Origin of the sequence: Comamonas sp. MYb396, assembly GCF_037479555.1 — a bacterium.
Classification (GTDB): domain Bacteria; phylum Pseudomonadota; class Gammaproteobacteria; order Burkholderiales; family Burkholderiaceae_C; genus Comamonas.
The window spans coordinates 370485-391981 of the sequence record NZ_JBBGYU010000006.1; the positions used below are offsets into that span (position 1 = coordinate 370485).

Annotated in this window: 17 protein-coding genes; 15 read left to right on the plus strand and 2 right to left on the minus strand. The window is 65.8% G+C overall.

What is annotated here, in order from left to right:
• Positions 1–34 precede the first annotated feature (34 nt).
• Complete coding sequence (locus tag WH265_RS16195) at positions 35–526, plus strand: hypothetical protein (protein ID WP_339558955.1); 492 nt, start codon at positions 35–37, stop codon at positions 524–526.
• A gap of 137 nt (positions 527–663) precedes the next feature.
• Here WH265_RS16195 and WH265_RS16200 read toward each other — a convergent pair whose 3' ends face one another.
• Positions 664–972 (minus strand): hypothetical protein, encoded by a 309-nt coding sequence (locus WH265_RS16200; protein ID WP_339558956.1) that lies wholly within the window; start codon positions 970–972, stop codon positions 664–666.
• A 285-nt stretch (positions 973–1257) separates the two neighbouring features.
• Between WH265_RS16200 and WH265_RS16205 the strand changes: the two genes are divergently transcribed.
• A complete protein-coding gene (locus WH265_RS16205; RefSeq protein ID WP_116924526.1) occupies positions 1258–1467 on the plus strand; it encodes a DUF4287 domain-containing protein in 210 nt (69 codons plus the stop codon).
• A 443-nt stretch (positions 1468–1910) separates the two neighbouring features.
• Here WH265_RS16205 and WH265_RS16210 read toward each other — a convergent pair whose 3' ends face one another.
• Positions 1911–2372 carry a hypothetical protein gene (locus WH265_RS16210; RefSeq protein ID WP_339558957.1) on the minus strand — a complete coding sequence of 154 codons (462 nt, stop codon included), beginning with the start codon at positions 2370–2372 and terminating at the stop codon, positions 1911–1913.
• Between the two features lie 467 nt (positions 2373–2839).
• Between WH265_RS16210 and WH265_RS16215 the strand changes: the two genes are divergently transcribed.
• The 13 genes from WH265_RS16215 (at position 2840) to cobA (ending at position 21118) form a co-directional block, all read left to right on the plus strand.
• On the plus strand, positions 2840–5713 hold the full coding sequence (locus WH265_RS16215; RefSeq protein ID WP_339558958.1) for an Hsp70 family protein: 2874 nt from the start codon (positions 2840–2842) through the stop codon (positions 5711–5713).
• Positions 5714–5770: 57 nt separating this feature from the next.
• Positions 5771–6238: a GNAT family N-acetyltransferase gene (locus WH265_RS16220; RefSeq protein ID WP_339558959.1), complete on the plus strand. Its 468-nt coding sequence runs from the start codon at positions 5771–5773 to the stop codon at positions 6236–6238.
• Between the two features lie 142 nt (positions 6239–6380).
• Entirely contained in the window at positions 6381–7418 is a 1038-nt protein-coding gene (locus WH265_RS16225) for a tripartite tricarboxylate transporter substrate binding protein (protein ID WP_339558960.1), read from the plus strand.
• On the plus strand, positions 7411–8505 hold the full coding sequence (locus tag WH265_RS16230; RefSeq protein WP_339558961.1) for a P1 family peptidase: 1095 nt from the start codon (positions 7411–7413) through the stop codon (positions 8503–8505). Before WH265_RS16225 ends, WH265_RS16230 begins: the two co-directional genes overlap by 8 nt.
• A gap of 4 nt (positions 8506–8509) precedes the next feature.
• Complete coding sequence (locus WH265_RS16235; protein WP_339558962.1) at positions 8510–9328, plus strand: M55 family metallopeptidase; 819 nt, start codon at positions 8510–8512, stop codon at positions 9326–9328.
• Between the two features lie 78 nt (positions 9329–9406).
• Positions 9407–10723: a nitrate- and nitrite sensing domain-containing protein gene (locus tag WH265_RS16240; protein WP_339558963.1), complete on the plus strand. Its 1317-nt coding sequence runs from the start codon at positions 9407–9409 to the stop codon at positions 10721–10723.
• A 308-nt stretch (positions 10724–11031) separates the two neighbouring features.
• Positions 11032–12327, plus strand: a complete 1296-nt coding sequence (locus WH265_RS16245; RefSeq protein ID WP_339558964.1) for a CmpA/NrtA family ABC transporter substrate-binding protein — start codon at positions 11032–11034, stop codon at positions 12325–12327.
• A gap of 109 nt (positions 12328–12436) precedes the next feature.
• Positions 12437–13324 carry a nitrate ABC transporter permease gene (ntrB, locus tag WH265_RS16250; RefSeq protein WP_339558980.1) on the plus strand — a complete coding sequence of 296 codons (888 nt, stop codon included), beginning with the start codon at positions 12437–12439 and terminating at the stop codon, positions 13322–13324.
• On the plus strand, positions 13321–14154 hold the full coding sequence (locus WH265_RS16255) for an ABC transporter ATP-binding protein (RefSeq protein WP_339558965.1): 834 nt from the start codon (positions 13321–13323) through the stop codon (positions 14152–14154). Before ntrB ends, WH265_RS16255 begins: the two co-directional genes overlap by 4 nt.
• 294 nt (positions 14155–14448) lie before the next feature.
• Positions 14449–16953, plus strand: a complete 2505-nt coding sequence (gene nirB, locus WH265_RS16260) for a nitrite reductase large subunit NirB (RefSeq protein ID WP_339558966.1) — start codon at positions 14449–14451, stop codon at positions 16951–16953.
• Between the two features lie 23 nt (positions 16954–16976).
• Positions 16977–17405 carry a nitrite reductase small subunit NirD gene (gene nirD, locus WH265_RS16265; RefSeq protein ID WP_339558967.1) on the plus strand — a complete coding sequence of 143 codons (429 nt, stop codon included), beginning with the start codon at positions 16977–16979 and terminating at the stop codon, positions 17403–17405.
• 24 nt (positions 17406–17429) lie between these two features.
• A complete protein-coding gene (locus WH265_RS16270) occupies positions 17430–20291 on the plus strand; it encodes a nitrate reductase (RefSeq protein ID WP_339558968.1) in 2862 nt (953 codons plus the stop codon).
• Positions 20292–20311: 20 nt separating this feature from the next.
• Positions 20312–21118, plus strand: a complete 807-nt coding sequence (gene cobA / locus WH265_RS16275; RefSeq protein ID WP_339558969.1) for a uroporphyrinogen-III C-methyltransferase — start codon at positions 20312–20314, stop codon at positions 21116–21118.
• Positions 21119–21497: the final 379 nt, after the last annotated feature.

The following is a 21497-nucleotide window of genomic DNA, read 5'->3' on the forward strand; positions in this document are numbered from 1 at the left end:
TCAACTAGTCGGTTGTTTTTAGAAAGACCACCCCATGCCTCATCCCATCTCCACGCTTGGCGCCTTCCATACCGCCATCAGTGTGCTGCCGCTCGTTGCCGGCTTGTACAGCTTTGTCCGCTACCGCGCCATTGAGCCGGCCAAGCGCTCGGGTCAGTTGTACCTGGTCGGCATGCTGCTGTCCGTGCTGACGGCGTTCGGCCTGTCCAGCACCGGAGGATTCAACGCCGGCCATGCCTTGGGCATTCTGGCGCTGTTGGTGATGGGCGGGTCATTGCTCATCCGGCAGCTGCCGCTTCTCCCACGCCTCGCTCCCTACCTGTCGCAGTTCGGGTTTTCGTTCAGCTTCTTTCTGCTGTTGGTGCCGGCCATCGGTGAGACCTTGACGCGGCTACCGGTCAGCCATCCCCTGGCCACAGGCCCTGAATCGCCTTTGGTGCGCGGCACGGTGCTCGCTTGGCTGGCGATTTTTGTGGTGGGAGCCGCATGGCAAATGTGGTGGATGCGGTCACAACGCCAGCGCTGAATAGGCAGCGCATTCTTTGTCTTGCTTGACTTGCGACAGGCAGACCCTCGTTGGCATCGATCGGCTGTTTCTGCTCTCTCACCAGCCCGGTGCGCTGCGTGTGGCCGAGATCACATCGCGCCTGTTGGGCCGGCCGATCACCGCTGCCGCGCCTGGGGCGGGGCTGCAGCGGTGATCGGCCCTTTATCGCCCAGTTGCATGGCGAGTTTGCGCTGATGCGCGCGGTATGCGGCTGCGGTGACGGCCTCGGCGCGCCAGGTGCTGGAGCGCGAGGCGTGGATAACGGAGCGCTTTTGGCGGAGGCGCTGAGCGCACTGGCGGTGGCCGCTTGAGGGGGATGATGCGGGATGGGCGGGCGGCTGCGTTGCCCGTCTGGCTTGCCAATAGCTGGCTATGGATTGATAACGGTGCCTTGCTGTCGGCACCGTGTCGAACTGCTGCTTCATGGTTCCTGGTGCACATCACAAGGATAAAACACCCGTTGGTGCGCGGGCCCTCGCGGAAACGTTTTCAGCGCAGTCCCCACGGACTGTGCACATGGTGGAGATTTAACCGGGGAGGGTGGGCCGAACAGACGCTCTGCGTGTCTACGGCCAGCCAGGAGCGGCTCTTCGCCCCTGCGGCAGAAACTGGCCAAACTTCGTTATCTAGGCAGGGACATGCAACTCGGTCAGAATGCCGAACTAGGCATTGCACGGGGACACTATCCTCACCCTTCAAAGGAGCGCTCCATGGCCGAGACATCCAAGGTAAAAGGACCTGCCTCGTACTTTCCTTCCATCGAAAAGACCTACGCCAAGCCAATAACGCATTGGATGGAGATTCTTCAGAATGCGGGTCCGTTGAAGCACATGGAGCTGGTCAATTGCCTCAAGACCCAGCACCAGATCGGTCATGGGCACGCGAATGCCCTGGTTGCGGCGTTCCTCATGAAGAAGTAGCACGACAAGAAGCGTGTACCAGGCTGCATCTGGGCCACAAACGGACCCTTCCACCACACATGCATCGCGCCCTGCTTATGCCGCACTCGCTGCCGAGTTGGAGTCATGGGGTGCGCTTTCGCACGCGGATCTGCTCGCGGCGATCAATCAACCAGTGACTGAACGTGTGGTTCACGCCAGTGGGCAAGATTTGTTGTCGGAGATAAGCGGTTCTTGGGCTACTGAGAAGCGGAAAGCATTCAAAGTGCTTGCTAGAGCCTATGGTCCCAGCCATATGCGGATGGAGCAGCTCCAACAGGCGTTAATTGTGCCAATAGGGGCATGAGTCCAAGCGTTGCGGGCACGGCTGCATCCGGCTAGAAGCAATCACTGGCTAAATGCCAATGCTGACGTTCAACACGATAAATTAAGCTGCGCCGCGAAGCAGCGACTTGAATGAATTGTTAGGCGCGCCACTTGCCAAGAGCTTCTTCGAGCCAGTCTTCCCAGCACTCTTCTTCTATCTCTTTTCCATACGATTTACCAATTGCCTCAATGCAGCGATGCACCAGAGCAACGTGCCGTGGTTTGAGAAGCGAGAACTGAGGTTCGCTTGGTGCATGGAGGCCAATCTGAACTAGAAATTGCGTGAAGAATGGCTTGCCATCCTTGTTGGAGGACCCGACTAAAGCCAACTCCATTAATCGTGGAAGGTAGTACGCCATGGCATCGGGTACTAGGAATGCTACAGGCCCCCAACACACTGTACCGATCTGCTCGATTGATAGATCCTCGCGTCTCACGTGCTCCAGCAACGAATCATATTCGGCACACTCTGGACAATGGACATGGTTTGTTGAATGAGCAGGCTTTGTGAACTCCGAGAACGAATCGTAGAGTTCCTTTGTCGGCAGATGAGCGCTCATGAGAGGTGCGCCTAACGCAATGCGTTCAACAGAACCTGCGGGATAAACTGGGTGGTGCGGGATATTTGGGGCATGATTCTCTCTGTAAAGCGGCTTGCAGCTCTGGTTAGTATTTGGGGTTCTGTTTAAAAACACAGGTATAAATTCCATGAAACCCGGCATGCTAGCTGGCCTAGTTGTTCATGGAGTATGACCGACCGCTATGCGGTTGATGGATAAATGTCTGTTGTGGGTCAGAGACAGTAAGAAGCAACCCATAGGGCTACGGAGATTGAGCCCCCACGGCATCAGCGTTCACCGCACCGATCTCCGCCTCTCCCTGTGCTGCTACCGTGGCGGCACATCCCAATCCGCGCCCATCCCCTGAGCCAGGGTTCTGCAGAGGCCCCCCAGGTCTTTGCAAGAATTGTTACGATTCGCCTACCCGGCAGCCCTTTGCCGGGTGTTGCCGTCTCGCTTGGCCGTCTATGAATTCCTCGTCTCCCTCCTATGTCATTGGTATCGATCTGGGCACCAGCCACACGGTGGTGGCCTATGCACCACTGACGGGGGAGGGGGACGAGATTGCGCTGCTGGCCATTCCCCAGCGCAGCAGTGCCGGAGAGATACAGGCCCAAACGCTATTGCCCTCGGTGCGCTACCAGGCCGCAGCGGGCGAGCTGGGTGATGCCTGGCAGCAGCCCTGGCCGCCGCAAGGCGCGAGCGATGCAGCGCCGGCGGTGGTCGGCCGCTGGGCCCGTGATTTGGGCACGGCGGTGCCCAGCCGCCTGGTGGCCAGCGCCAAAAGCTGGCTGTCGCACCCAGGGGTGGACCGCAGCGCGGCCATCCTGCCCTGGGGCGCGGGTGACGAGGTCGCCAAGATATCGCCGCTGGCGGCATCGGCCTCCTACCTGGCCCATGTCAAGGCGGCCTGGGAGCAGGCCCACCCGCAGGCGCCTCTGAGCGCCCAGATCGTCGTGCTGACGGTGCCCGCCTCGTTTGACGAGGGCGCGCGGGCATTGACATTGGAGGCCGCTCAACTCGCGGGCCTGCCCCAGGTGCATTTGCTCGAAGAGCCCAAGGCCGCTTTCCATGACTGGCTGGTGCTGCAGGGTGAGCAGCTGGCCGCACGGCTGGCGGGCAGCCGGTTGGTGCTGGTGGTCGATGTAGGCGGTGGCACGACCGACCTGACCTTGATCCAGGTCGAGCCCGCTGCCGATGGCGGCCTGCCCAGCCTGACGCGTACGGCCGTGGGCGAGCACCTGATGCTGGGCGGCGACAACATGGACCTGGCCCTGGCGCATCAGCTCGAACCCCAGTTTGCGCCCGAGGGCCAACGGCTGCCCGCTGCCCGTTTTGCGCAGCTGGTGCAGCGCTGCCGCATCGCCAAAGAGCAGTTGCTGGCAGCCGGTGCACCCGAGCAGGTCGCAGTGACCCTGCTGGGTAGCGGCAGCCGCCTGCTGGCCCAAAGCAAGACCGCCCAACTGAGCCGCACCCAGGTGCAGCAATGGGTGGTTGAAGGGTTTCTACCGCTGGCCGAGCGCAGCGCGGTGCCCGGCAAACGCCAGGGTGCCTTGCGCGGCTTTGGCCTGCCCTACCCGGCCGATGCGGCCATTTCGCGGCACCTCGCGCAGTTCTTGGCGCAGCATGCGGGCAGCGGCGCGGCGCAGGCGCTGCCCGATACCGTGCTGCTCAATGGCGGCGTGTTCCATGCGCATGCGGTGGTGGAGCGGCTGACGCAGCAGCTGTCGGCCTGGCGCGGCGCGCCGGTGCGCGTGCTGCACAACCCGCACCCCGACTGGGCCGTGGCCCGGGGCGCAGCCGCCTATGGCCTGACCCGTTTTGCGCCTGAGCCTGAGCCCGCCGCAGCGCTACCGGCAGCGACCGATGCAGCAGCGCCGCCTGCGGCCAGCCTGCGCAGCCGGTTGCCGCAGATTGGCGGCGGATCGGCCCGCAGCTACTGGCTGCTGCTGCCCGGTGCCCAAGGCGCAGCGCCCCAGGGTCTGTGCCTGCTGCCACGCGGCACGCAGGAAGGGGTGCGAATCGTTCTATCGGGCCGGCGCTTTGCGCTCAAGCTTGGGCAGGCGGTGCGCTTTGACCTGCTGGCCAATAGCCTGCCCAGCCAGCCGGCCCAGGCCGGGCAACTGGCGCCGCTGCAGGGGGAAGGTTGGGTAGAGCTACCGCCGCTCGCCACCGTGCTGCCCGTGCCCGAAGGCCAGCACAAGAGCCAGATCGAGGTGCAGCTGCAAGCCAGCATGACCGAAGTAGGCACCTTGGAGGTGCGCTGCCTGGCGGTCGATGACCCCCGCCAATCCTGGCTGCTGCCGCTCAGCCTGCGCGGCGTCGTGCAGGCAACGGATGACAGCGCGCCCACCAATGACAGTGCCGACGATGCACGGGCCAGTGCGCGCCGGGAGCAGGCGATTGCGCAGATCGACCGCATTTTTGGCAACCAGGCGCAGGCGGTGGACGCCAAGGAAGTGCGCCAACTGCGCCAGGTGCTCGAGCGGCTGCTGGGCCCGCGCACGAGCTGGGATCTGGCGCTGCTGCGGGCCATGTTTGATGCGCTGCTGGCGCGTGCCAAGCGCCGCCGCCGTACGCCCGAGCATGAGCGCGCCTGGCTGAACCTGGCCGGCTGGTGCCTGCGCCCGGGCCTGGGCGCGCAGCTCGATGCCTGGCGCGTGGAGCAGGTCTGGGCGCTGTACCCGCAAGGCCTGGGCCATGGCAAGGATCCGGGCAACTGGACCGAGTGGTGGGTGTTCTGGCGCCGCGTGGCTGCCGGGCTGAATGAAGCGCAGCAGATGGAGCTGCTCGAAGATGTGGCCGGCCACATGCAAAAGGCCGTGCAGCAAACCGCCCGCAAGCGCGCCGATGGCAGTGGCGGCAAAAGCAGCCATGGCAGCTATGACGACATGCTGCGCCTGTTTGCCGCGATGGAGGCCGTCCCCTGGCAGTACCGCCAGGAGATGGGCCAGTGGATGCTGCAGCGCTTGAAGCGCGAGGGCGAAACCGTGCAGACCTGGTGGGCCATCGGCCGCCTGGCCGCCCGCCAGCCAATGGCCGCCAATGCACACTTGGTGATGCCGCCTGCCGCTGCCCAGGAATTTGTACAGGCCACCCTGGCGCAGGACTGGCGCCGCAACGAGACCGCCATGTTTGCGGCGCTGCAGATGGCCCGCATGACCGGCGACCGCGCCCGCGACCTGCCCGATGCGCTGCGCACGGACGTGCTGGACAAGATGCGCAGCAGCGGCGCGCCCGCGCGCTGGATCGCGATGGTCAGCCAGGTGGTGGAGATGGATGCCGAAGACCAGCAGCGCAGCCTGGGCGACAGCCTGCCGCCGGGGTTGGTGCTGCTGTAGGCCGGGCCGGGAAAGCGCTTAGGATGCAGCATAGCCTCCCATTTTTGTGCCGTTGTGATGCCCCATCCTTCTTCCCCCTTGGTCATTCGTCCGCTGGCCCTGTCTGACCTGACGGCGCTGCTGCAGCTCTACACCCATCTCCATCCACAGGATGAGGCGCTGCCAGCGCAGGCCCAGGTGCAGGCCATTTGGCAAGGCTTGCTGGAAGACCCACGCAACCACTATTTGGGTGGTTTTGTCGATGCACAGCTGGTCAGCAGCTGCCTGCTCGTCGTGATTCCCAACCTCACGCGCGGCTGCCGCCCTTATGGGCTGATCGAGAATGTGGTCACCGATGGCGGCCATCGCCAACGCGGCTACGGCAAGGCCTTGCTGCATGCGGCGCTGAACCGGGCCTGGGCCCAGCACTGCTACAAGGTGATGCTGATGACCGGCAGCAAGGAAGAGGCGACGCTGCGCTTTTATGCCAATGCCGGTTTTGACGGCAGCAGCAAGCAGGCCTTTGTCGCCAGGCCGCCGCAGTAGGGCGGGCGCGGCTGGCCTTCGTCAACCGAGCAGGATGGGCTCTTGGTTGGCGATAGCCAGGGCCCAGTGCGCAGCAGGCCGGCTGCGCAATGCAACAATGTCGCCATTTACCGACAAAGCCAATCCAAGGAGTGCCCCGGCCATGCAACAACAAAACCCCCATCACCACAAAGCGCAAGGCGCATGGCGTGCCGGTACCGCAGGCAAACGGCATGTGCTGCTGGCGGCATCGGCTGTGCTGGCATGGGCAGCGGTGAGCGCTCCCCAGGCCTGGGCACAAGCCAGCACCGCCAACTGGCCCAGCAAGCCCATCACCTTTGTGGTGCCCCAGGCACCCGGCGGTGCCAATGATGTGATTGCCCGTGCGGTGGCGCAGGGCCTGGGCCAGTCGCTGGGGCAGCCGGTGATTGTGGAGAACCGGGCAGGGGCCAATGGCAATGTGGGCACCAGCCAGGTGGCGCGCAGCGCGGCCGATGGCTACACCTTTTTGGTCACAGCGCAGAGCGCCTACACCATCAACCCAGCGCTTTACAGCACGGTGCCGTTTGACCCGATCAAGGATTTCACGCCGGTGATGCAGCTGGCAGTCGCCCCGTACCTGCTGGTGGTGAACCCGAACTTTCCGGCCAAGAACCTGGACGAGCTGGTGGCCTATGCCAAGCAGCACCCGGGCAAGGTGGAGTACGCATCGGCCGGCAATGGCACCTTGAACCATTTGCTGGGCGAGATGCTGAAAAAGCAAAAGGGTGTGGACCTGCTGCATGTGCCCTACAAGGGCGCATCGGCCGCTGCCACCGATGTGGTGGCCGGCCAGCTGCCGATGACCTTTGGCAGCTTTCCCGGCGTGATGCCCTTTGTCACTAGCGGCAAGCTGCGGGTGCTGGGCGTGGCCTCGGACAAGCCGACCCAGTTGGCGCCCGAGATCGTGCCGCTGGGCAAGGGCCTGGCTGTTACCAGCTGGTATGGGCTGTTTGCGCCGGCCGGCACGCCTGACACCGTCGTCGTGCGCCTGCATGCCGCCATCACCAAGGTGCTGGCCACGCCGGTGATGGCCGAGCGTCTGAAGACCTTGGGCGCCGAATCGGTGGTGTCGACACCGCAAAGCTTCAAGGCCAGTCTGCCGGCCGAGCTGGCCTACTGGAAGCAGGTGGTGCAGGACTCGGGAGCGCATATTGACTGAACCCCAAGACGCCGCACTGCTGGCCGCCTGCAGGCAATTGCCCGTCGTCGGCCTGCTGCCTGCGGGCCCGCGCAATGCCATCACCGATGTGGCGGGGCTGCGCCTGGGCCATTGCACGGTGGCCGATGGCGATCTGCAGACGGGGGTCACGGTGCTGATCCCGCCGCTGGACAACCCCTTTATGCACAAGCTGCCCGCGGGCCTGGCCGTTATCAATGGCTTTGGCAAAAGCGCCGGCCTGGTGCAACTGGCCGAGCTGGGCCAGATTGAAACGCCGATTGCGCTGACCAACACCTTTGGCGTCTCGGCCGTGGTGCAGGCGCAGATTGCGCAATGCATTGCCGCCAACCCCGAATGCGGCCGCAGCCTGCCCACCGTGAACGCGCTGGTGCTGGAATGCAATGACGGTTATCTGAGCGATATCCAGCGCATGGCCATTGGCCCGGCGCACTACCAGGCGGCGCTGGACAGCGCCTCGACCGAAGTGCAGCAAGGCGCCGTGGGCGCGGGCCGGGGCATGTCGAGCTTCCAGCTCAAGGGCGGCATCGGCAGCGCATCGCGCCAAGCCGTTGTGGGTGACGAGCGCTATACCGTCGGCGCGCTGGTGCTGGCCAATATGGGCAAGCTGGCCGATCTGCGCTGGGGCGGCCAGGCCGTGGGCGCGGCGCTGGAGCGGCGTCTGCAGGCCAAGCTGGCGGCGGGGGTACCAGCTGCCAGCACAGCGGGCGACGGCGTCGACAAGGGCAGCATCATCATGCTGCTGGCCACCGATGCGCCGTTGGACAGCCGCCAGCTCAGCCGCGTGGCGCGCCGTGCCGCTGCCGGTCTGGCCAATACGGGATCGTGCTACGGCCATGGCAGCGGCGATATTGCGCTGGCGTTCTCGACCGCCTACAGCCTGCCGGCCGATGCGGCCACGCCGATGCCAGCGCTGGCGATGCTGCATGAGGCGCAGCTGGACCCGCTGTTCCGCGCGGCGGCGGATGCGGTGGAGCAATCGATTTTGAATGCGCTGTGGCATGCCCAGAGCGTGCAAGGGCGCGACGGCCACCAGCGCTGGGGGCTGCAAGAACTCTGCAAGGACTGAGGCGATGAAAGTACTGATTTCTGTCGATATCGAAGGCGTGGCCGGTGTCTACCACCCTGAGCAGGTGCGTGCGGGCAACCCCGAGTATGAGCGCGCACGCCGCCTGATGGCCCAGGAGGCCAATGCCGCCGTCGAAGGCGCTTTTGCCGCTGGCGCGCTCGAGGTCTATGTCAACGATTCGCATGGCGGCTTTCGCAATATGCCGCCCGATCTGCTCGATGCGCGCGCCCAGGTCATCCAGGGCAAACCGCGCTACCTGAGTATGGTGGCCGGCGTGGAGCTGGGGGTGGATGCGGTCTGCATGGTTGGCTACCACTCGCGCGCGCAGGGCCGGGGCATTCTGGCCCACACCATCAACAGCTTTGCGTTTGCCAGCATCCATATCAATGGGCAGGAGGCCAGCGAGGCCAGCCTCTACGGCGCCTTGGCAGGCGCCTATGGCGCGCCGGTGGTGATGCTGGCCGGCGACGATGTGCTGCGCGAGGAGAACCAGGCGATCTTCCCGCAGGCGGTGTTTGTGCAGACCAAGCGTGCCACCGGCCAGGGCAGCGGCATCAGCCTCTCGCCCGAGCAGGCGCAAAAAGCCATCCGCGCCGGGGTGGCGCAGGGCCTGGCCGGGCGCGCGTGCTGCCTGCCGCTGCACACCGCCAGCCCGGTGCAGGTGCAGATTGCGGCTACGTCGCCCGGCATGGCCGATCTGTTCTGCCAGTGGCCGACGCTGGAGCGGGTTGATGGCCGCACCGTGCGCTTTAGCGCGCCGGACATTGAATCGGCGGTGCGCATGACCAATTGCCTCTCGGCCATGTCCAGCATGCTGCGCTGAGCGGCGCTGGGGCAGGGCCCCGGCTGGCATGGCATGAAACCTGCTGGGTAGAGCGCTCAACATCGGTGGTGCGCGTTTATGAAGTCTTCCCTGCATTTTCTGGTCGCTGCCCGCCAGCATGAGATGGCCGCGCTGGAGCAGCTGGGCAAGGCCTGCTCGCTGGTGGTGGCGATGTCGGGCCTGGTGCATGCGCTGCAAAAGGAGCGCGGGCTGTCGAACATGGTGCTGGCCAGTGGCGGCGCGCAGGGCACCGAGCTATTGGCGCCCCAGCGGCTGCTGGCCGATGCACAGATCGCCAATGTGCGCGATGAGCTCGATCGCCTGGGCCCGCACCCCTCGGGCGGCAGCGGCGCGCGGCTGTGCAATGCGATTGCCTATACCTTGCAAGGCGTGGCGGCCCTGCCTGCGCTGCGCGCCCAGGTGCAGGCCGGGCGGCTCACGCCCCCCGCCTGTACCGATGCCTTTGCGCGCCTGATTGCCGGCTGTCTGTCCGTCGTGTTTGAGGCGGCTGACAGCGCCAATGAGCCCGAGATATCGCGCATGCTGGTGGCCCTGTTCCACCTGATGCAGGGCAAGGAGCTGGCCGGGCAGGAGCGCGCCTGCGGCACCAGTGCCTTTGCCTCGGGCCAGCTGCAGCCCGGTGCCCGGGCGCAGTGGCTGCATTTGATCGAATCGCAGGAGCGCTGCTTTGAGGTGTTTGCCAGCCTGGCCACGCCGCGCGTGCTGGTGCTGTGGCAGGCCCATATGGCGGGCGATACCGATATGGCGGCGGTGGAACGCATGCGCCGTGTGGCCCATACCGCGAGCGGGGCCAGCCTGAGCCGCAGCTGGAGCGCCGACTGGTTTGCCGCCTGCAGCCACCGGCTCGATGCCTTGCATGGCGTGGAGACCTTGGTCGCGCAGGAGCTGCAGGTGCTGTGCCTGCACAAGCTGCAGGCGCAGGAGCAGGCGCTGGCGGCCTTGCAGGCGTTGCCGCCGGGCGCTGAACCTGCCCAAGCGGGCGCAGAGGGCGCTGAGGGCAGCGAAGGCGGTATGGCCTTTTTCGAGGCCTCGGCGCCGCCCGATACCTGGTCGCTCGATGCCGTGGGCGCGCCGGCGCTGGGGCGCGATATCCTGTCGCTGGTGCAGCAGCAATCGCAGCGGCTGCAGACCATGCAGAGCCAGATTGATGAAGCCAGGACGGCCCTGCATGAGCGCAAGACCCTGGAGCGCGCCAAGGGCCTGCTGATGGCCCAGCACCAGCTCAGCGAGAGCGATGCCTACCAGCTGCTGCGCCAGACGGCGATGAACCAGAACAAGCGCATGCTGGAGGTGGCCGAGGCCGTGCTGGCAATGGCGGCCTTGGTGCCTCAAGCCCCTGCAGCGCCTGCAGCCCCTGCTGCAACTGAGCGCTAGCAGCTTTTCCCCGCGCACCAAAGCATGGCAGCCGCTGGCCCGCAGGCTGCTGCAATGCACCATTGCAGGGACGCGGGCCGCTGTGTTGCGCCGGCCCAGGTCGGCTCTCCAGAGGGAAGCACTGCAATTTTTGAATTGGCATGGAATATGCATTGATCTTCCCAACCAGGCCAAAGGCGGCCTGTTTCCGGTAATCGCGAGTTATTTCGGGACAACGGCGTCCCTTTCCTGATGGTGCAAGCCCTCAGCGAAAGGACGCCGTTTTTTGTTTTTGGAATCTGCAACGCCTTCGATGGAGTTTGACAAGAATGACGATACGCCCCACCCCTGACACCGCCCTGGCGGCAGAGGCTTCGCCCGCTTCTTCGCTGCTGGCCGGCCGCCGCCAGTTCTTGCGCCATGGCGCCCAGGCAGCGGCCGCCACCTTTGTCTACAGCGCGCTGGGCCACCAGGGCGTCTGGGCCGCCGGCTCGGATGCGCCGGAGAAAAAAGAGGTCAATATCGGCTTTATCCCGCTGACTGACTGCGCCAGCGTGGTGATGGCCTCGGTGCTGGGCCTGGACCAGAAGTACGGCGTCAAGATCACGCCGACCAAGGAAGCGAGCTGGGCCGGCGTGCGCGACAAGCTGGTCAATGGCGACCTGGACTTTGCCCATGTGCTCTACGGCCTGGTCTACGGCGTGCAGCTGGGCGTGGGCAGCCCGCAAAAGGACATGGCGGTGCTGATGACGCTCAACCGCAATGGCCAGGCGATCACCCTGTCCAAAAAGCTGGCCGACAAGGGCGCCGTCGATGCCGCGTCGCTGGCCAAGCTGATGGGCGCGGAAAAGCGCGAATACACCTTTGCGCAGACCTTCCCCACGGGCACCCATGCGATGTGGCTGTACTACTGGCTGGCGAGCGCGGGCATCCATCCGCTCAAGGATGCGAAAGTGATCACCGTGCCGCCGCCGCAGATGGTGGCCAATATGCGCGTGGGCAATATGGATGGCTTTTGCGTGGGCGAGCCCTGGGGCCACCGCGCGATCATGGATGGCATCGGCATCACGGCCGTCACCACCCAGGACATCTGGCGCGACCACCCAGAAAAGGTGCTGGGCTGCACGCAGGACTTTGTCAGCCGCCACCCCAATACGGCACGCGCCGTGACCATGGCGATTCTGGAGGCGGGCCGCTGGATCGATGCCAGCTTGCAGAACAAGCAGAAGATGGCCGAGACCATTGCCGGCAAGGCCTATGTGAACACCAGCGTGGATGCCATCAACCAGCGCATTCTGGGCCGCTACCAAAATGGCCTGGGCAAGACCTGGGACGACCCCAACCACATGAAGTTCTTTGCCGATGGCGAGGCCAGCTACCCCTATCTGTCCGATGGCATGTGGTTCCTCACCCAGCACAAGCGCTGGGGTTTGCTCAAGAGCCACCCTGACTACCTGGCTGTGGCCAAGAAGATCAACCAGACCGCCCTGTACAAGGAAGCGGCTGCGCAGCTGAAGATCGCCGTGCCCAAGTCGGACATGCGCAGCAGCCAGCTGATCGACGGCAAGGTCTGGGATGGCTCGGACCCCGCCAAGTACGCCGACAGCTTTGCCCTCAAGGCCTGATAAGGAGCACCCCATGCCAGCTGCATTGCGAGAGAGTGTGTCGTCCTTGCCGACACCGGCCACGGCCCCGGCCCTGGCTGAACGCAAGGTGTTGTCCATCCATGAGCACATGGCGCGCAGCCTGCCCGCGTCGGGCGCGCTGAGCCCGCCCGCTGCGGCAGCGCCGGCCGTGCCTGCCCCAGTGGCCCCGCGCGATGGCGCCGCCGTCTGGCAGCAGCGCTTTGGCAGCTTGGTGCAAAGCCTGCTGCCGCCTGTGCTGGGCTTTGGCCTGCTGCTGGTGCTGTGGTCCATCGTCGCCCAGGGCAACCCCGGCATTCCGGGCCCGCAGGAGACCTGGGCCCAGGCGCAGGAGATCTTTCGCGATCCCTTCTACCGCAACGGCCCCAATGACCAGGGCGTGGGCTGGAATGTGCTGGCCTCGCTGCAGCGGGTGAGCATTGGCTTTGGCCTGGCGGCGCTGGTCGGCATTCCGCTGGGCTTTGTCATTGGCCGCTTTGACTTTCTCTCGCGCATGTTCAACCCGGTGATCAGCCTGCTGCGCCCGGTATCGCCCCTGGCCTGGCTGCCGATTGGCCTGCTGGTGTTCAAGGGCGCGAACCCGGCGGCGATCTGGACCATCTTCATCTGCTCGATCTGGCCGATGGTAATCAACACGGCAGTCGGCGTGCAGCGCGTGCCGCAGGACTATATGAATGTGGCGCGGGTGCTGAACCTGAGCGAGTGGAAGATTGCCACCACCATCCTCTTTCCCGCCGTGCTGCCCTACATGCTGACGGGCGTGCGCCTGGCCGTGGGCACCGCCTGGCTGGTGATCGTGGCTGCCGAGATGCTGACTGGCGGCGTGGGCATTGGCTTCTGGGTCTGGGACGAGTGGAACAACCTCAACGTCAAGAACATCATCATCGCGATCTTTGTCATCGGCTTGGTCGGCCTGCTGCTGGAATGGGCGCTGATCCGCCTGGCCTCGGCATTCACTTTTGAGGAGGTCAAGGCATGACGCCCAATACGCTCAATATCCCCGCCACGCCCCAGGGCAAGTACATCGAGATCCAGCAGGTGGCGCAAAGCTTCAAGACCGCCAAGGGCCTGTTCCAGGCGCTGCAGGGCATCAACCTGGAGATCGCCCAGGGCGAATTTGTCAGCCTGATCGGCCACTCGGGCTGCGGCAAATCCACCTTGCTGAACCTGATTGCCGGCCTCACCAGCCCCAGCGAAGGCACCTTGCTCTGCGCCAACCGCGAGATCAAGGGTCCCGGGCCGCAGCGCGCCGTGGTGTTCCAGAACCATTCGCTGCTGCCCTGGCTCACCTGCTGGGCCAATGTGCACCTGGCGGTGGAGCGGGTGTTTGGTGCGCGCGAGCGCAAGGCCCAGTTGGCTGCGCGCACCGATGCCGCGCTGGCGCTGGTGGGGCTCACGCATGCAGCGCAAAAGCGCCCCGGCGAGATATCGGGCGGCATGAAGCAGCGCGTGGGCATTGCCCGGGCGCTGTCGATGGAGCCGCAGGTGCTGCTGATGGACGAGCCCTTTGGCGCCCTGGATGCCCTGACCCGCGCCAAGCTGCAGGATGAGCTGCTGGAGATCGTCGCGCGCACGCGCAGCACCGTGGTGATGGTGACCCATGATGTCGATGAGGCCGTGCTGCTGTCCGACAAGATTGTGATGATGACCAATGGGCCCGCAGCGACGATTGGCGAGGTACTAACGGTGCCCCTGGCCCGCCCGCGCAACCGGGTGGCGCTGGCCGAGGATGCGCAGTACCAGGCCTGCCGCAAGGCGGTGATCGACTTTCTCTACACCCGCCAGGTGCATGTGGAGAAGGTGGCCTGAGCACTGCCGCTGATGCCGCCCCAGGCGCTCCACAGGGAGCGCCTTTTTTATGCACGCAAATGAGGCAGGGCGGCACCCAAGCAGCACAAAAAATGTGCACAGGCGATGCGCGGCGGCGGGCGCGCGTCGACAGCCAACTTGGTATGGAACTTGCATAGTTGTTGGCGTGGCCATGGCGGCCACCGGGTGGTGGTGCAAAGTGGCGCTGCCGTCCAAAGACAAAGACGTCTAAGCGCGCATGCCTGGCATGCGGCGCCTAGACGTCTTTTTTTTGTGCTGCCCACGGGAAATGCTATGAAAAAAATCAAGTTGGTCATGGTTGGCAACGGTATGGCGGGTGTGCGTGCGCTCGAAGAGCTGCTGGCCCTGGCCCCGGATCTGTACGAGATAACGGTATTTGGCGCGGAGCCGCACCCCAACTACAACCGCATCCTGCTGTCGCCGGTGCTGGCGGGCGAGCAGACCCTGGAGGACATCGTCCTCAACGACTGGAGCTGGTACGAGACGCATGGCGTACGCCTGCATGCCGGCTGCACGGTGCATGCGGTGGACCGCGCCCGCCGCGTGGTGCATGCCCGCAATGCCCAGGGCGAGGCGGTAACGGCCGACTACGACCGGCTCATTCTGGCCACCGGCTCCAACCCCTTCATGCTGCCGATTGCCGGCAAGGAGCTGCAAGGTGTGCTGGCCTACCGCGACATTGCCGACACCCAGGCGATGATCGATGCGGCCAGCAGCTGGCGCCATGCGGTGGTGATTGGCGGTGGCCTGCTGGGGCTGGAGGCGGCCAATGGCCTGATGAAGCGCGGCATGCAGGTCGCAGTGGTGCATGCCGGCGAGTGGCTGATGGAGCGCCAGCTGGACGACCAGGCCGGGCAGTTGCTGAAGAAATCGCTGATCGAGCGGGGCATGCAGTTTTTCATGCAGGCGCAGACGCAGGAGCTGCTGGGCAATGCCGAAGGCCGCGTGCGTGCGCTGCGCTTTGCCGATGGCCGCGAGATCGAGGCCGATCTGGTAGTGATGGCCGTTGGCATCCGCCCCAACACGGCACTGGCCGAGGCCATGCACCTGCATGTGAACCGGGGCATCGTCGTCAGCGACACCATGCAGACCATCACCGACCCGCGCATCTATGCGGTGGGCGAGTGCGCCGCGCACCGGGGCATTGCCTACGGCCTGGTGGCACCGCTGTTTGAGCAGGGCAAGGTGCTGGCCAACCACCTGGCCGAGCTGGGCATTGGCCGCTACCAGGGCTCGCTCACCTCGACCAAGCTCAAGGTGACCGGCATCGATCTGTTCTCGGCCGGGGATTTCCAGGGCGGGGAGGGCACCGAGCAGATCGTGCTGAGCGACCCCTACTCGGGCGTCTACAAAAAGCTGGTGATCAAGGAAGACCGGCTGGTGGGCGCGTGCCTGTATGGCGACACCGTGGATGGCAGCTGGTACTTCAAGCTCCTGCGCGAAGGCCGCAGTGTGGCCGATATCCGCGACAAGCTGATGTTTGGCGAATCCAACCTGGGCGATGCCGGCCACCAGGGCCAGAACAAGGCCGCCGCACTGGCCGATGCCGACGAGGTCTGCGGCTGCAATGGCGTGAGCAAGGGCGCCATCTGCAAGGCCATCAAGGACAAGGGCCTGTTCACCCTGGATGACGTGCGCAAGCACACCAAGGCCAGCGCCAGCTGCGGCTCCTGCACCGGCCTGGTCGAGCAGATCATCATGTTCACCGTCGGTGGCGACTATTCGGCATCGCCCAAGACCAAGCCGATGTGCAGCTGCACGGAGCATGGCCACCAGGCGGTGCGCGATGCGATCCGCGAGCAGCGGCTGCTGACGACCGACAGCGTCTTCCGCGTTATGGAATGGAAGACACCCAATGGCTGCGCCAGCTGCCGCCCGGCCATCAACTACTACCTGATCAGCACCTGGCCCAAGGAGGCGCGCGACGACCCGCAAAGCCGCTTCATCAATGAGCGCAGCCACGCCAATATCCAAAAGGATGGCACCTACAGCGTGATCCCGCGCATGTGGGGCGGAGAGACCACGGCCGCCGAGCTGCGCCGCATTGCCGATGTAGTGGACAAGTACCAGATCCCCACCGTGAAGGTGACCGGCGGCCAGCGCATCGACTTGCTGGGCGTGAAAAAGGAAGACCTGCAAGGCGTGTGGAACGACATAGGCATGCCCTGCGGCCATGCCTATGCCAAGGCGCTGCGCACCGTCAAGACCTGTGTGGGCAGCGAGTGGTGCCGCATGGGCACGCAGGACAGCACCCAGATGGGCAAGGACCTCGAACGCGCGATGTGGCGCATGTATGCGCCGCACAAGGTGAAGTTTGCCGTCAGCGGCTGCCCGCGCAACTGCGCCGAATCGGGCATCAAGGATGTGGGCATCATCGGCGTGGATTCGGGCTGGGAGATGTACATCGCCGGCAACGGCGGCATCAAGACCGAGGTGGCGCATTTTCTGACCAAGCTCAAGACCGCCGAGGAGGTGCTGGAGTACACCGGCGCCTTCATGCAGCTCTACCGGCTGGAGGGCTGGTACCTGGAGCGCACGGTGCACTACGTGAACCGGGTCGGGCTGGACCATGTCAAGCGCCGCATTCTGGACGATGCCGCCGGCCGCCAGGCGCTCTGGGCCCAGCTGCAGCAGGCGCTCGACGGCGAGCCCGACCCCTGGTTCGAGACCGACAAGGCGGCGGTGGACCTGCGCCAGTTCCAGCCACTGCCGGTGCTGCAGGCTGCGCCTGCGCTGTCAGCCCTTTCCGCACCCGCCACCACCACCGCCGGCGCATGATGCCGCGCCGCCAGGAGACCGACATGAATGAATGGATCACCATCTGCGCCATCGATGAGATTCCGGTGCTGGGCGCCCGCCGTGTGGCCCGCGCCCAGGGGCTGGATGTGGCGGTGTTCCGCACCGCCAGCGGCGAGGTGTTTGCGCTGCTCGACCGCTGTCCGCACAAAGGCGGGCCGCTGTCGCAAGGCCTGGTGTTTGGCAGCAGTGTGGCCTGCCCCTTGCACAACTGGACGATTGCGCTGGCCACCGGCCAGGCCGCTGCCCCCGATGAGGGCTGCACCCCGCGCTTTGCGGTGCGGCTGGAGGGCAGCGCGGTGCAGCTGCGCGCCGATGAGCTGGCCGGGCATGCGCTGGCGCAGACCCGACCTGTAGCAGGGCCGGTGGGCCTGGGGCGCTGCGGTTCTGCGGCTTCGAGCTGCAGCCCATCGCCATCCACGGCGGCCGCCTGAGGCCGCACACCGGAGCGAGCCGCCATGCCCGAGACCCGATCCACCTGCCCCTATTGCGGCGTGGGCTGCGGCGTGATCATCACGTCCGACGGCCAGCAGATCACCGCCGTGCGCGGCGACCCTGAACACCCCGCCAACCAGGGCAAGCTCTGCACCAAGGGCAGCAGTCTGCACCTGACGGCAGCGCCCGCGCTGGCGCGGCAAAGCCGCTTGCTGCAACCGATGCAGCGCCTGCAGCGCGGCGACGCGCCCGAGGCCCGCAGCTGGGACACGGCGCTGGACAGCCTGGCCGCCCAGCTGCTGCAGATCCGTGCCGACCATGGCCCCGATGCGCTGGGCTTTTACCTGAGCGGCCAGCTGCTGACCGAGGACTACTACGTGTTCAACAAGCTGGTCAAGGGCTTGCTGGGCACGAACAACCTGGACACCAACTCGCGCCTGTGCATGAGCAGCGCGGTGGCCGGCTACAAAGCCACCCTGGGGGCGGATGCACCGCCGGCCTGCTACGAAGACATCGACCTGGCCGGCTGCCTGTTCATCAGCGGCAGCAATATGGCCTGGGCGCACCCGATCCTGTTCCGCCGGGTGGAAGAAGCCAAGGCTTGCCACCCCGAGCGCAAGATCATCGTTGTCGACCCGCGCCGCACCGAGACCGCCGAGGTGGCCGACCTGCATCTGGCTTTGCAGCCGGGCACCGATGTGATGCTCTGCCATGGCCTCTTGCACATCATGCTGGCCCAGGGTTGGGCCGATGCGGCCTTTGTCGATGCGCACACCAGCGGCTTTGCGCAGCTGCATGCGATCGTGCGTGAGGCGACACCGGAGCGCGTGGCCCAGGTCTGCGGCCTGGCGCTGGCCGACCTGTACCTGGCGGCCCAATGGCTGGCCTGGGGCGGGGCGGATGCGCCCGGCACGAACAGCGAACGCCTGCCCACGCTCAGCCTGTACTGCCAGGGGCTCAACCAAAGCAGCAGCGGTACGGCCAACAATGCGGCGCTGATCAACCTGCACCTGGCCACCGGCCAGATTGGTAAGCCGGGCGCCGGCCCCTTGTCCTTGACCGGCCAGCCCAATGCGATGGGCGGGCGCGAGGTGGGCGGCCTGTCCAACCTGCTCAGCGCCCACCGCGACATGGCCAACCCGCAGCACCGGGCCGAGGTGGCCCAGCATTGGGGCATAGATGCCGTGCCAGCACTGCCGGGCAAGTCGGCGCTGGAGATGTTCGAAGCAGCGGCCGATGGCCAGATCAAGGCCTTGTGGATTGCCTGCACCAACCCGGCGCAGAGCATGCCCGAGCAGGCCATGGTGCGCCGCGCGCTGGAGCGGGCCGAGCTGGTGGTGGTGCAGGAGGCCTTTGCCCAGACCGAGACAACCGCTTATGCCGACTGGCTGCTGCCCGCCACCACCTGGGGCGAGAAGCTGGGCACGGTCACCAACAGCGAGCGGCGCATATCGCGGGTGCGCGCGGCGGTGGCAGCGACGGGCCAGGCGCGCCATGACTGGCAGATCGGCGTGCAGCTGGCCCAGCGGCTCGAGCGCCATCTGCGCCCCGGCCGCCCCAGCCTGTTTGCGTACGACACCGAGCAGGCCGAGCGCGGCTGCGAAGCCATCTGGATGGAGCACCGCGACAGCACGCGCGGGCGCGACCTGGACATCACGGGCCTGAGCTGGGCGCTGCTGGAAGCGCAAGGCCCGCAGCAGTGGCCGCTGCCCAGCGGCGCGGCCCAAGGGCGCCAGCGCCTCTATAGCGATGGCCGGTTTGCCACCGGCGATGGCCGCGCGCGCTTTGATGCCCAGCCCTGGAAGCCGGTCGCGGTGCCACGCGATGCGCAGTTCCCCTTCAGCCTGAACACCACGCGCCTGCGCGACCAGTGGCATGGCATGAGCCGCACCGGCCAGCTGGGCCGCCTGTTTGCCCAGGCGAGCGAGCCCAGCGTGCAGGCCCACCCGCAGGACATGCGCCGGCTGCAGCTGCAGGACGGCGACCTGGTGCAGCTGCACAGCCGCTACGGCAGCCTGGTGCTGCCGGTGCAAGCCGATGCCGGTCTGCAGCCCGCGCAGCTGAACCTGCCGATGCACTGGGGCAGCATGCACCTGAGCGGCAGCACGGTCGACGGCCAGCGCCTGGCGGGCGTGAACGCGCTGACCACGCCCGAGCGCTGCCCGCGCTCCAAGCAGCCCGAGTTGAAGCATGTGGCAGTGCAGCTGGAAAAAGCCAGCCTGCCCTGGCAGTGCCTGGGCATCGCCTGGCTCGATGACCGCCAGGTGCTGGCCACGCGCCAGGCGCTGGCCGCCTTGATGGGCGAGTTTGACTTTGCCAGCAGCGTGCTGTTTGGCCGGGCCGTGCCGCTCGATGGCGCTGCCGGCCAGGGCCGCAATGGCGTGCAGTTCCGCGCTGCCGCACGCCAGGCGCCGCCCGCGGCCTTGCTGGCGCGTTTGCAGCAGCTGCTGCAGCTCGATGGCCCGCAGACCCTGCGCTATGCCGATGCGCAGCGCCAGTGCAGCCGCGCCATCACCATGGGCGAGCAGGCGGGCGAGCCGGTGCTGCAGGCTTTCTTGCTTTGCGGCGATGCCAGCGCTGGCCAGTGGCTGGCGCCGGTGCTGCGCGATGAACAATCGACCCGCAGCTTTGGCCGCCTGCTACTGTCCTCGGGCAGCCAGGCCCCTGCCGCTTTGCCGACCCGCGCGCGCCAGGTCTGCGCCTGCATGAATGTGGACGAGGCCGCCATTGGCGAGGCCCTGGCCCGCATCGACGGCGCGCCGGAGCAGCGCCTGCTGCAGCTGAAAAACACCTTGGGCTGCGGCACGCGCTGCGGCTCCTGCATTCCCCAACTCAAGCAGCTGGTGCAGCGCGTGGCCCCGGCCGCGTTGGCCCCTTCTGCCTGATGCTTTTGAAAGGTCTTGCCATGCATGCCATTGCCACCACCCCCTTCGCTGCCGGCCGCTGCTACCTGGTAGGGGCCGGCCCCGGCGACCCCGAGCTGCTGACGCTGCGCGCCTGGCGCGCCATCCAGGCCGCCACCTTGCTGTTGGTCGACGACCTGGTCTCCGCCGACATCGTGGCGCTGGCCCCAGCCGCCACCCGCACCATCTATGTGGGCAAGCGCGGCGGCCGGGCCAGCACCTCGCAGGCCTTTATCGAAAAGCTGATGGTGATGGCCGCCCGCCAGGGCGAGACGGTGGTGCGCCTTAAGGGGGGCGACCCTTTCATCTTTGGCCGGGGCGGCGAGGAGGTCGCCCACCTGCAGGCCCAGGGTGTGCAGGTGGAAGTCATCAACGGCATCACCTCGGGCCTGGCCGCTGCCACCAGCCTGGGTGTGCCACTGACCCACCGCGACTACGCCCATGGCGTTGTCTTTGTGACCGGCCATGCCAAGCCCGGTGGCGCGCCTTTGGATTGGTGCCAGCTCGGCGCTACGGCTGAGGCCTTGTCGCTCAGCCTGGTGGTGTACATGGGGGTGGCGGCGGCGCCTTTGATCGAAGCAGGCTTGCTGGCCGGTGGCCTGGCGCCGGATACGCCGGTGGCCTTGGTGCAGAACGCCAGTTTGCCGAGTCAGCGGTCGGTGTTGACGTCTTTGGCTTGCTTGGTGAGTTGTTTGCAGGGGAGTGGGTTGGGGAGTCCTTGCATGATGGTGATTGGTCGGGTGGCTGGGTTGGCGGATGCCAGTTTGTTGTGGCAGGGGTTGGTGGAGCCTTTGGAGCGGCAGGCTTGATTGTTTGGTTTTTTCCCAGCGCTTTTTAGTTCGTTTTGTTTGCTACTGGCGTAGGGCAGCTGGCCGGGTCTCGCCCCGGCGGGCGAGGTACTTTTCTTGCTCAGCCAAGAAAAGTACCCAAAAGAAGGCTGCCCCTGCTGACTGCGTCCCTTCGTTTCGCTGCGGGCAACCTGTGGTGCTCGGGTATGGGCTGCACCGCGAAACTCACTACGCGCTTTGCGCTGCGTTCGGACAGACGCGGTGAGTCAGTTCACGAAGCAGTTGCACTCTGCGGTGCAACTGCCCAGCCCATACCCTGTGCTCCTCGGCGCATTCAGAAGGGGAGAGCAGACGCAGGCCATCGCTACGCTCGGCCTGTTTGTGGGGCCGAGCGTAGCGA